Raw genomic sequence first — 11762 nt, 5'->3', positions numbered from 1 at the left:
ACTCAGCTTTTCGACAGTTCCGCGAGGATCGCCTCGGTATCGGCCCCGCGAACCGGCGCGGCAGGGGGAGACCACTCTTTCTGCCCCGAGAATCGCGGCGCAGGCGCGGCCTGAAGCACGCCCTCGCGTTCGACCCATGTCTTGCGCGCCTTGTTCATCGCGTGGTGGTGCGCCTCCTGAGGCGTAAGCACAGGCGCGACGCAGGCATCCGATCCGGCAAACAGCACCTCCCATTCCTCGCGTGTGCGGCTCGCGAAAATACTCTCCATCTGCGAGGTCAGGTAAGGCCACAGGTCCTTGTCGAACTGGCGGGCAAAATCCTGGTCCTTTTCCAGGCCGAGCTTGGTCAGCATGATCTGGTAGAACTTCGGCTCCAGCGCCTGCACCGACATGAACTTGTCGTCCTTGGTCCGGTAGCTGCGCGACCAGTGCGGCCCGTCCAGCAGGCTCTTGCCCCGTTCCGGCACGAACTGACCGTGCTGCGCCAGCGACATCAGCAGGTTCATCATATTGGCGGCCCCGTCGTAGATCGCCGCGTCGACAACCGTCCCCTCGCCGGTCGAGCGCGCATTCAGCAGCCCCGCGAGCAGCCCGACGACAAGGTACATCGCCCCGCCCCCGATATCGCCCACAAGCGTCGGGGTCGTCACCGGCGGCTGCCCCGGCAGCGAGGCATGCCACAAGGCTCCGGCAAGCGAGATATAGTTGAGATCATGCCCAGCCACCTGTGCCAGCGGACCCTCCTGCCCCCAGCCCGTCATGCGCCCGTAGACCAAGCCTGGATTAACCGCGTGGCAATCCTCGGGCCCCAGCCGCAGCCGTTCCATCACACCGGCGCGGAATCCTTCGATCAGCCCGTCGGCGCTTGCCACCAGCTTGAGGAAAATCTCGCGGTCGCTTTCCGCCTTGAGGTCCAGCACGATCGACCGCTTGCCCCGGTCCACGATCGCCTGATCCGCGGCCCCCGGCGACTGCGCGCCGTCGGGGCGATGCACCTTGATGACCTCGGCCCCCATGTCGGCCAGCATCATCCCCGCAAAGGGCCCCGGCCCGATGCCTTCGACCTCGACAATCCGTATTCCGCTCAGCATGCCTGTCCTCCCTGCGCCTCTCCTCAAAGGAACCTTGCAGGGAAATCAAAGCGGTGCAAATGCTATCGCGGCGCCGCTGACACCCCGGTCAGTTCAGCCCGAGTATGGCCCGGGTCGTCTGCCAGTCCGCCACGGGGCGTTCATATTTCTCGCAAAGCGCTGCAGCACGTTCGACCAGCGCCGCGTTCGACGGGGCCAGCGTATCGCGATCCAGCCGCACGTTGTCCTCCATGCCGGTGCGCGCATGCCCGCCCGAGGATATCGCCCATTCGTTCAGCACGATCTGGTTCGGCCCGATCCCCGCCGCGCACCACGCAACGTCCTCGCCGAACAGGCGATGCACGGTTTTAATATAGTAATCAAAGACTTCCCGATCCGCAGGCATGGCGTTTTTCACGCCCATCACGAACTGGACGTAAGGCGTATCCTTGATCTGGCCCTTGCGATGCATTTCGGCCGCCTTGAGGATATGCGACAGGTCGAACGCCTCGACCTCGGGCTTGATGCCATAGGTGATCATCTCGCTCGCCAGCCAGTCCACCAGATCGGGCGGATTCTCATAGACCCGCGTCGGGAAATTGTTCGACCCAACCGAAAGCGACGCCATGTCGGGGGCCAGCGGCAGCATCCCGCCCCGCGTCTTGCCCGCGCCCGACCGTCCCCCGGTCGAGAACTGGATCACCATGCCGGGACAGTGCTTTTCCAGCCCTTCCTTGAGCCGCGCGAATTTCTCCGGGTCGGAACTCGGCGTCTGATCCTCGTTGCGCACATGCGCATGACAGATCGTCGCCCCGGCCTCGAACGCGGCCTGCGTGCTTTCGACCTGCTCCTCGACACTGATCGGCACGGCCGGATTGTTTTCTTTCGTGGGCAGCGAGCCCGTGATGGCGACACAAATGATGCAAGGTTTTGTCATGCGCCCTGTTTATCGCGGAAGATCTGCATATGTCAGCACAAATTCACCCGCGCCCACTTTCACCCCGTCCCCCGGGTTGATAGCCAGAAGCCAAACCGATACCGCCCCCGGCGCAGACAACAGACAGGACTACATGTGAGCGATCTCGACCTTTCCCACCGCACCGCGCTGCCCGACGCGCTTCGCGTCCTGCTGGCGGAATACCCCCGCGAAGCATGGGAGGCCGATCCGAATTTCTCGGCCCTGATCCGGTTCTGGCTGGACCGGCACCAGATGTTCCGCGCGCTGATCGAACAGATGGACAAGGACGTGCAAGAGGCGCTCGACGGCAATATGGAGCCGGGTTTCTACGCGCAAAAGCTCGCCCGGTTCGGCGGCGGTTTCGTAAATGAACTGCACGGCCATCACCAGATCGAGGACATGCACTATTTTCCAGTCCTTGAAAAACAGGACGCACGGATCTCTTCCGGTTTCGGTATTCTCGACAAGGATCACCACCAGATCGACGCGCTTCTGCACGGTTTCGCCGATGCGGCCAACCAATTGCTCGGTGATCCCGGCACAGGCAGCGCCTTTCGCGACAAGAGCGGCGCGGTCAAGACGGAACTCGACCGCATGGCGCCGATGCTCGACCGTCACCTTGTGGACGAAGAGGAACTCGTCGTGCCGGTACTGCTGAAATTCAAACCCGCAGGCCTCAGCTAAGGCGAGGCCGCGAATAACAAGGCCACCCCCTGTCCGGCCCTTCCAATTCCGAACAGAGGGCGACCGACAGCCGGGGATATTCCCACATCACCCCGACCGTGTCTCCCGGAACTTTTGACTTCGTGAGCGACGTCCCGGGCGTGACCTACTTGATGCCAAGCTTTTTCTTGATCTTGGAAAGCAGACTGGCAGGCTTTTCCTTTACGCTTTTGATATCCCACATGGCGCGCTCCCGCTCTTGGGATTCCTTCAGGATCTTGTTCGCCTTGGTGGTTTCCGACAGGCACAGCGCGCGGATCGCGTTGTCGACCGCCTTGATGTCCTTGGTGCCGACTTCCTTGGCGATCCGCTTGGCTTCCTTGTTGGTGAGAAGCAGCGCGTGCAGCTTCAGAAAAGCCGGTGAGTCAAAGAAGCTGGCATTATGGTTCAACTCGAGGTCATTGATGATGTGTTCCTCGATGTCCCCCAGAAGCGGTTGCCAGGATTTGAGCTTCCAGTCTCCGACGTCCGCCAGAGCCTTGGCATCGGCGGTCATCTTCGACGGCAGGTTCAACCCTTTGCGCGCATTACTCTGTATGTAGACCTTGTAGATTTTCTTGACGTCGAACTTGCCCTGCAGAAAATTGACCTCGTCCGAATTGAACACGCTGGTCAGATGCTTCTTGTAAAGCGGCCCGATATTGCGGTCCTTGAGCAGCGCCAAGGGATTGTCGGGATAGGTGATGGTTCCGATCTTGGGCATCGTTCTTGTCTTTCCTTTATGGGTCCGGCCGCACGCGGGGCCGCGCTATCGGGCTTTGATGGATCGTCGCGAACGGCGTCACGACAGGTTCTGTGACTAGGTCGAACGGCGCGGCGCAACGGTTCAAAAAAATTCGAATTTTTTTGGGTGGCGCCGCATCGGAACGATCAGGGCCGCAACCACAGCCTTGATCCGAAACGCCGATGCCTCAGCTCTTGCGGGTGATCCGGGCATAGACGATGTGTCGATTCCGGCCAAAGAACACCTCGGCCTGCGCATCCTGCCCCGGCAGGCTGCTCTCCGCGATGCGCGGCTCGACCGAGGGGCAGGTTGAGCAAGACGCTATCCCCGGAATATCCGCGCGGCTTGTCAAAGGACCAGCATGGGAACGGGTCTTGCAAATGACAGTCGCCCAGCGAATGGCGCTGTGCTTCGGTCAGCAACTCGCGCCACGTTGCCGGGTCGCATGCGTTGCGGAATTCGTGCAAGCGCATCACCAGCCCATGAACGTTGGCATTTGCCAGTTCATCGTGATCGGCAAACCTCAACCGGGCCCATTCATTCGAGGATCAGCAGCAGCTTCAGCCGGGATTCTTCGAATGTCTTGGTTTCTTTGTCTTTGTGTCGCTGTTCAGGCCGTGCGTTCTGATCTTTGGCGTCACCGGAAACTTCAGAAAATTCAAAAGGCATCGGGTTATTCCATACTAAAGATGTCGATGCCTGCGAGCTAAGCAGCGTCTGTTGGCGCTCCGGCTTTAGTCCCCGTGCGAAGATACTACTTCTTGGCCAGCCCAGCGTTGTTTTCCGCGTATAGGCACAGCCAGTCCGATGAACGCTTTTGCGCCCGGCCTCGCAAAACGTCAGAAATGGATCAGATCGACCCGGCCTCGGTCAGCTCGCGCTGCAACCGTTGTTCCTCGACCGTGCCGGGCTGGCTGAACCGGGCCAGCAACAGGTAGGCCACCGGCGTCAGGAACAGGGTCGACACCGTCGCCAGCCCCAGCCCGCCAACCACGACCCATCCCAGCGCCTCGCGCGCCTCGGCCCCCGCGCCCGACGACAGGATCAGCGGCACGCCCCCCAACACTGTAGATGTCATCGTCATCATCACCGGGCGCAGGCGGATCGTCGAGGCGTCATAAATCGCATCGAACAGCTCGGCCCCGTCATCGCGCAGCTGGTTGGCGAATTCCACGATCAGGATCCCGTTCTTTGCCATGATCCCGATCAGCATGACCAGCCCGATCTGCGAATAGACGTTCAGGCTCAGGCCCGCGAAGATCAGCGCGAATATCGCGCAGGCCAGTCCCAGCGGCACCGTCGCCATCACCACGATGGCAGAGATAAAGCTTTCGAACTGCGCCGACAGCACCAGCAGCACCACCGCAATGGCAAAGCCAAAGGTCAGCAGCAGACCCGACGAGGTTTCCTCGAGCGCCGCCGCCTCGCCCAGCGGCACGATGCGGTTGACCGGCGACATCAGCCCGGATGCAAGCTCCTCGACCTCGGTCATCGCCTGCCCAAGAGACAGCTCGGGCGAGAGCGAGGCCGAAATCTCCACCGACCGGTTCTTGCTTTCCCGGTTCAGCTCCGGCGCGACGGCCCGTTCTTCCAGCGATACGAAACTCGCCATCGGCACCATCTGCCCGTCCGCCGCCTGCACAAAGACATTCTCAAGATCGCCCGGATCGTTGATCGGGTCCGAGGTCGATAGCATCTGCACCTCGTAACTCGTATCGCCAAGGAAGACATCCGCCACCGCGCTGCCGTCCAGCATCGCCCGCAGCGCCGCGCCCAGACCGCTGATGTCGATCCCAAGGTCCGAAGCCAGCCCCCGGTCGATCTCGACAAATAACTGCGGCTGGGTGGTTTCATAGCCAAGCTGCACACGGCCAAAACGCGGATCGTCGCGCAGGCTCTGCACCATGCTTTCGCCGATCTCGGAAAGCTGGGCGTAATCCGTTCCCGTCAGCGCAAAGGTCAGCCCGCGCCCGGCACCGCGAATGCCCAGCGAGTTCGGCTGGATCACAAAGACACGCACCCCGACGATCTCCGAGATGGCATCGTCTATGTCGTCGGCAATCTCCTGCTGTGGCCGGGTGCGCTCGTCCCATTTCGCAAGGGTCGCCACCATGAAACCCTGATTATCCGCGCCATAGCCGGTGATCGCAAATACATTGGTGATCTCGCCGGACTGGCGCAGCGGCTCGACCGAATCCTCGATCTCGCGCATTTTCGACGTGGTATATTCCAGCGACACGCCCACCGGCGTGCGTACCGACATCAGTACCACGGCGCGGTCTTCGCGCGGGGTCAGTTCCTGATTGATGCTGCCGAACATAAAGATCGCCGTAACCGCGAAAAGCGCCGCGATCACCACCACCACCATCGGCGCGGCCAGCGCCGCGCGCAGGAGCCGCCCGTAAAGCGCCGCCAGACGATTGCCAAGCCAGACCATCGGCCCGCGCCCTTCGCCGTCCGAATTCCGGGTCAGCAACCGGCTTGCCATCATCGGCGCCAGCGTCAGCGCCACGACCGAGGACAGCATCACCGCCATCGCCAGAGTAAAGCCGAATTCGCGGAACAGCCCGCCCGCCTGCCCCGGCAGGAAAGACAGCGGGATAAACACCGCCGCAAGCGTCGCCGTCGTCGTCACTACCGCAAAGAACACCTGCCGCGTACCGATCACCGCCGCCGCCCTCGGCCCGGTTCCGGCACTTCGGTGACGCACGATATTTTCGAGCACCACGATGGCGTCATCCACCACCATCCCCGTCGCCAGCACCAGCGCCAGCAGCGTCAGCACGTTGACCGAGAACCCAACAAGGTAGAGCGCGGCCACCGTCCCGATCAAAGCCACCGGCAGCGTCACGGTCGGGATCAGCGTCGCCCGCCAATCGCGCAGGAAAAGGAAGATCACCGCGACGACGATCACCACCGCCAGCCCAAGCGTCTTGATCACCTCGTCAATCGCGCCCTGAATGAATATCGCGTCATCCGAGGTCACGAAGATATCGACATCTTCGGGCAGCGTCTCGTTCAAAGCGGCCACCCGCGCCCGCACCGCCTCGGAGATTTCGAGCGTGTTCGACGTCGCCTGCCGGATCACCCCGATGCCGATACCCGACTGGCCATTCGCGCGCATGATCGTCTGGTTCGGTGCCGGTCCCAGCGTCACGCGGGCAATATCGCCGATCGTGACGTCATTGCCGATTTCCAGCGCCTCGAAAGCCTCGGGGGTGATGACCGTCGCGGTGGTGCGCACGTTGATCGACTGGCTGTCGCCCTTGAGATCTCCCGCAGGCACGTCGAGCGCCACATCCGACAGGGTACGGCGCAGATCGGCCAGCGTCACGCCCCGGCTCGCCAGTTCCAGCTGGTCGATATCGACGCGGAAAATCGCATCCGTATCGCCATAGATTTGAAGATCCGCCACCCCCGGCAGCGAGATCAGCTCATCCTCTATCCGGTCCGTCACGATCAGCGTCAGATCCTGCGGCGCCCGGCTGTTCGAGGTCACCGCGATCCGCATCACCGGCTGGCCATTGGCATCCGCCTTGACGATCTGCGGATCGTCCGCATTGTCGGGCAGGTCGTTCACGATCCGCCCGATGGCATCCCGCACGTCGGTCGCCGCCACGTCCAGATCCACGTCATCGGCGAATTCCAGCGTCACCCGGCTGCGGCCATAGCGCGAATTCGATGAAATCGAGCGCACGCCCGACACCCGGCCCACCGCGCCCTCGATCCGACCCGTCAGTTCCTGATCGACGGTTTCCGGCGAGGCGCCCGAGAACATGGTGGTCACGGTGATGACGGGGCGATCCACATCGGGCAGTTCCCGGATCTCGGCGGCGAACAACCCCGCAAGACCGGCAATCACGATCAACGCGTTCAAAACAAAGGCAAGGATCGGACGGCGCACGAAAATCGCGATACCACCGGGTTTCGCCGCCTCGGCCGCCGCCTGCTCGGCAAGGCTCGGCTGGTCTTCCTCCGGCTCCTTGTCGGCCAATCTTTCGTCTCCCCCCACGCTCATGTCACAGCTTTGCCGGCTGGACCGCCGGAACTTCCGGCTGCGCCATGACCTGCGAGGAAATCTCGACCTCGCCATTCGGCCTCAGGGTCTGCACCCCCTCGACGATCACCATCATGCCCGCTTCCAGCTCGGCATCGACCAGCACCGTCTGTTCGTTGCGCTGCAGGATCGTCACCGGCACCCGCTGGCTACGGCCTTCGCGCACCACCCAGACGAACGCGCCGCTCGCCGACCATTGCACCGCCAGCGGCGGCACCGCGGGCACCGGCGTGCCCTCGAAACTCATCGAAACGGAAAACGCCATCCCCGCCCGCAGGCTGTCATCGCTATTGTCCAGCGCGCCTCGCACCCGCATCGTACGCGAGGCCCGGTCCACCACGTTGTCGATAGCAATGATCTGACCTTCAAGCCGACGATTGCGATGCGCCAGCGGCTCGGCCCAGAACGGCTGCCCGGGTTCAACCAGATCGACCACCCGTTCAGGCAGACGGAAATCGACCAGAATGCGCGACCGGTCGGTCAGCACCGCCAGGCTGTCCTCGGCCGTGATACGTTCGCCATGTTCCAGATCAACAATCCCGACCCAGCCCGAAATCGGGGCGTGGATCTTGCGTTGGCCCAGATCGAACTCGGCCTGTCGCAGGGCGAGTTCTGCATCCTGAAGCGCAAGCTCCGCCTCCTGCACCCGTACCGCCGTCACCGCGCCCGCCTGCGTCAGCGTGTTCACCCGCTCGTATTCGCGCTCGGCATTCGCCATCAAGAGCTGGGCGCGCGACATCGCGATCTGCTCGGCGTCATCTTCCAGTTCGATGACAATCTCCCCCTCTTCGACGAAATCGCCCGAGCTGATGTTCACCGAACGGATACGCCCGGACACCTCCGAGCGCAGCGTGACCGACCGCAGCGCCCGCCCATCGCCAATCGCGCGCAGGTCGCTGTTCTGGCGTTGCATGACCACCTCGGTCACGACGACAAGCGACGGACCCTGCCCCCAACCTCCCTCGCTTTCCTCTTCCGGCGGGGCTGGCGGCTCCATGCCCAAGAGATCGAAAACCCCGGCCCGTTCCAGCACCGGCACCGCCGAGGGCACAAAGGCGATCCATGCCGCAACGGCAGCCGCCATCACCACCAGCGAAAGCAGGATCTGTCTGATCAGGGACATGGGGTCTTGGCCTTTGTCACATTAGAATTTCTGCACGACGCCGCGCGACGCGCCAGATATACGTCAAGGACTGTTCACTGCAAAATCCATTATAGCAACACACAACCCCTTTATCTGCTGTGTGCTGCCCGGAATTTCGCTCTGGATCCGAGGGCTTAGCGCAATCCGTCCTCGCCTTTGACGTCCTCGACCGCCAAACCTCCCATGCGCGCATGGATACGTGCGCCACGGCTCATCGCCAGTGCAAACAGCAACTCGTCAGCGCGCGGCCCGTCCGGCACACCGACCTCCATACCATCGAAATGGCTGCGCACATAGGCCGCGTTGATATGGCCCAGCGGAATATCTATCCGGGTGCCGACGCCCCCCATCTTCATCGACGACGGCACAATCGCCTTCGCCTCGCCCAGCCGCTCGCGCATCGCATAGCCGCCCGGCACGTGCCACAGAGCGGTATGTTCCAGCTCGCCCCCCTCGCCGGCCAGCCCCGCCTTGCCATAGCCGTCAATGCCATCGATCCCGCCCATCGCCTCGACAAGCCGGTCGGTCATCATCAGCCCCAACGGCTTCAGATCCTCCATCGCCGATTGCAGATCCGCCTCGTACACCCCGGCAAAAGGGTTCCTGACCAGCGCCACAATCGCCGCCCGGCGGCGCGGCAGATCCGGCACCGGCCCACCATCGTGATGGATATCCTCGATGAAGATCATCGTCTTGCGCAGGGTAAATTTAGGCATCCAGCCGCTCCGTTTCTTGTATTTCCAGCCCGGGCATATAGCCCGCGATCCGCACATGGCCTTGCAGGGACAGCCGCGCCGCCCGGATCAACCCCTTGTCGGCCACCCCGCGTGCAAAAGCCAGCCCCGCCGCAAGCGCCCGTTCGATATCCTTCCGCCCAAGCGGACCGACCTCCACAGTCACCAGCCGCGCGCCAAGATCACTGTCGGGCGATATTTCTCTTGCGGGGCAACGCTTTATCACCGGATGCCCCGGCAGATCGACCGCATTGGCAATCAACGTGGCCGCCGCATCCGCCGCCGCCGCCGTCGGGGCCAGCACCGTCACGCTATCGGCAATGCCCAGCGACTGGCTGCGCCCTCGCCAGCCCGAGGTCGCGACCCCGCGCACCCCGTCGCCAGCCCGCAGAACGGCCCGATCCGACAGACCATCCGCGATCTGCGCGACCATTTCTTCGCCCTTCGCCATGTGAAAGGCCACGTCGCCGCCATTGTTCACATAGGCAGTTTTCAATTCACCCGCCGCCACCATGACGCCCAGGATCTCGTCCGCGACCGATCCCGCCACCGCCGCCATCGGCGTCACGAATACCGGCGCAAAAGGCGCGACCGCCGCCCGCATACGCCGAGCTACCGGGCCATTCAAATCCGGCCCGACCGGCTGGCGAAGCAGATCGAGCTCCCCCGCCAACTCACTCAGAACATTCTGAAACCTGTCAACCGCCGTCCTCAGAGCCACTTCGCGTCCCGGCCCCTTGGCATCGACAATTAGATCAATCGGCCCGTGGTGCAGATGCAGCCGCCGCCCGTCAGCAAGAAACCGCGCCTGCGCCCCGTCTGTCACGGCTTACGCCCAACCGCGCGGGCCGAGGCCCCATATTCGCCGCCGCTCTCCAGCACATCGTCCACCGACCGGACCGACGCGTCATGCCCGCCAAGCGCCCGGAACTCTTCGCGGCTCGTGGTGAACTCCAGCGGCGCAACCAACGCCGGTGTCGGCACCGAGCCAAACGCGTTGTCGGGCAGACCCAGCACATCGGCCATGATCGTGATGCCGCCGCCGGGCCAGACATAGGCCTCGCCGCCACCTACCGTAACCTTCGTGCGCCGCGCCTGAACCGAGCGGGTCAGATGCACCGGGTTACGCGTCACGCCCGAGCGCAGCGACCCCCCAGCCCCGCCCATGAACATCACCGTGCACAAGGCCGGTTCGCAATTTTCCGCAATAAGTTCGACACTTGGAAGAAGTTCTTGAGGCATTTCCGCAGGCTGCGGCACCAGATCACCGTCCAGCACGTAATAGGCCGAATGCTCGCCGGTGGTGGATACCATCAGCATGGTCAGTCCCGGTCGCGCGCCTTTTTTCTCAAGCCAGGGGTTCAGGATTTCCAGCGGGTCGTTGATATTGGTCCCGCCCCAGCCCAGCCCCGGTTCGGCCACCTGGAAATAGCGCCCGGGGGTCGAACGTCGCCCCTTGATGCGAATGCCGGTATCGGGCCAGCCGATGACCTTGCCCGCCTGATGCTCGCTCACCACGCCGGTAATATGATCGTCAACCACGACAACTTCGTCGACCAAGCCCTTCCACTGGCTTGCAAACATCCCGATCGTGGCCGAGCCGCAGCCCACCCGCATGCGGGTTTCTGGCACCCCGTCGACAATCGGCGGCTGCCCCGCCTGAACCACCACCGTGGCCCCGCCATCGACGCTCAGCTCCACCGCTTCACGGTTACACAGCCGCAAAAGCGCGTCGCAGGTCGCCCGCCCTTCGGATTTCGAGCCGCCGGTCAGGTGATCGACGCCGCCAAGGCTCATCATCTGCGAGCCATATTCGGACGTGGTCATATGCCCGACCACTTCGCCCCCGGCTCGGACAGGCGCGCATTCCTCGCCCAGATGCCGGTCGGTGTCGATCTTCACCTTAACCCCGCAGTAGGAGAAAATTGCTTCTGTCACCACGGTCACGAAATCCGCGCCATCGACCTCGCGGCTGACGATAAAGGGCGCGGGTTTGTAATCGGGATAGGTGGTGCCCGCGCCGATTGCGGTGATGTCCAGATCACCCGCGCCGATGCGCCCGTCCCAATCGGCCCGCAGAAAGGGGCGGATTTCGCCGCCCGCCTCGATCCGGGCATCCAGCACGGTCAGCGGATCGCAGCGAATGATGCGGCCGCCCTCGTTGGCATAACGGTCGCAGGCGCCCAGCTTGCCCTCGGCGATATAGCACATCACCGGGCAGGCGTCGCAGCGGATCTTTTCGGGCCGAGCCGAGGTTTTTTCCGCCATTGTCATACCTTCCGATGCACAGGGGGTGTACAGGGGGTGTACAGCCTGTGCATCGCCATTTTCGCTGTCCCAACGGCCATGGTC

General features: G+C 63.1%; 11 protein-coding genes. 1 reads left to right on the top strand and 10 read right to left on the bottom strand.

The features are described 5' to 3' along the window. Nucleotides 1-2 precede the first annotated feature (2 nt). Together ACU0FH_RS15305 and ACU0FH_RS15300 are read right to left on the bottom strand one after the other, a co-directional pair. A complete protein-coding gene (locus ACU0FH_RS15305) occupies nt 3-1091 on the bottom strand; it encodes a CaiB/BaiF CoA transferase family protein (RefSeq protein ID WP_446195510.1) in 1089 nt (362 codons plus the stop codon). 88 nt (nt 1092-1179) lie between these two features. Continuing rightward, entirely contained in the window at nt 1180-2007 is an 828-nt protein-coding gene (locus ACU0FH_RS15300) for a 3-keto-5-aminohexanoate cleavage protein (protein ID WP_446195509.1), read from the bottom strand. A gap of 135 nt (nt 2008-2142) precedes the next feature. Between ACU0FH_RS15300 and ACU0FH_RS15295 the strand changes: the two genes are divergently transcribed. Next, nucleotides 2143-2712 (top strand): hemerythrin domain-containing protein, encoded by a 570-nt coding sequence (locus ACU0FH_RS15295; protein WP_446195508.1) that lies wholly within the window; start codon nt 2143-2145, stop codon nt 2710-2712. A 145-nt stretch (nt 2713-2857) separates the two neighbouring features. Here ACU0FH_RS15295 and ACU0FH_RS15290 read toward each other — a convergent pair whose 3' ends face one another. The 8 genes from ACU0FH_RS15290 to ACU0FH_RS15255 all read right to left on the bottom strand — a co-directional run bounded on the left by ACU0FH_RS15290 (nt 2858) and on the right by ACU0FH_RS15255 (nt 11678). Then, on the bottom strand, nt 2858-3454 hold the full coding sequence (locus tag ACU0FH_RS15290) for a hypothetical protein (RefSeq protein WP_446195507.1): 597 nt from the start codon (nt 3452-3454) through the stop codon (nt 2858-2860). Nucleotides 3455-3662: 208 nt separating this feature from the next. Beyond that, nucleotides 3663-3827: a hypothetical protein gene (locus tag ACU0FH_RS15285; RefSeq protein WP_446195506.1), complete on the bottom strand. Its 165-nt coding sequence runs from the start codon at nt 3825-3827 to the stop codon at nt 3663-3665. Between the two features lie 185 nt (nt 3828-4012). Next, nucleotides 4013-4144, bottom strand: coding sequence for a hypothetical protein (locus ACU0FH_RS15280; protein ID WP_446195504.1), 132 nt, complete (start codon nt 4142-4144; stop codon nt 4013-4015). Between the two features lie 181 nt (nt 4145-4325). Beyond that, entirely contained in the window at nt 4326-7469 is a 3144-nt protein-coding gene (locus tag ACU0FH_RS15275; RefSeq protein ID WP_446195503.1) for an efflux RND transporter permease subunit, read from the bottom strand. Nucleotides 7470-7494: 25 nt separating this feature from the next. Next, a complete protein-coding gene (locus tag ACU0FH_RS15270) occupies nt 7495-8655 on the bottom strand; it encodes an efflux RND transporter periplasmic adaptor subunit (RefSeq protein WP_446195502.1) in 1161 nt (386 codons plus the stop codon). Nucleotides 8656-8810: 155 nt separating this feature from the next. Then, nucleotides 8811-9392 (bottom strand): amino acid synthesis family protein, encoded by a 582-nt coding sequence (locus ACU0FH_RS15265; protein WP_446195501.1) that lies wholly within the window; start codon nt 9390-9392, stop codon nt 8811-8813. Continuing rightward, complete coding sequence (locus tag ACU0FH_RS15260; protein WP_446195500.1) at nt 9385-10236, bottom strand: UPF0280 family protein; 852 nt, start codon at nt 10234-10236, stop codon at nt 9385-9387. Before ACU0FH_RS15260 ends, ACU0FH_RS15265 begins: the two co-directional genes overlap by 8 nt. Continuing rightward, on the bottom strand, nt 10233-11678 hold the full coding sequence (locus ACU0FH_RS15255) for a 6-hydroxynicotinate reductase (RefSeq protein ID WP_446195499.1): 1446 nt from the start codon (nt 11676-11678) through the stop codon (nt 10233-10235). The genes ACU0FH_RS15260 and ACU0FH_RS15255 overlap by 4 nt, the downstream gene beginning before the upstream one ends. Nucleotides 11679-11762 lie beyond the last annotated feature (84 nt).

Source organism: Heliomarina sp., assembly GCF_052826185.1.
The sequence above is the reverse complement of the archived record's forward strand: the minus strand, read 5'-3'. Positions and strand labels throughout refer to the sequence as shown.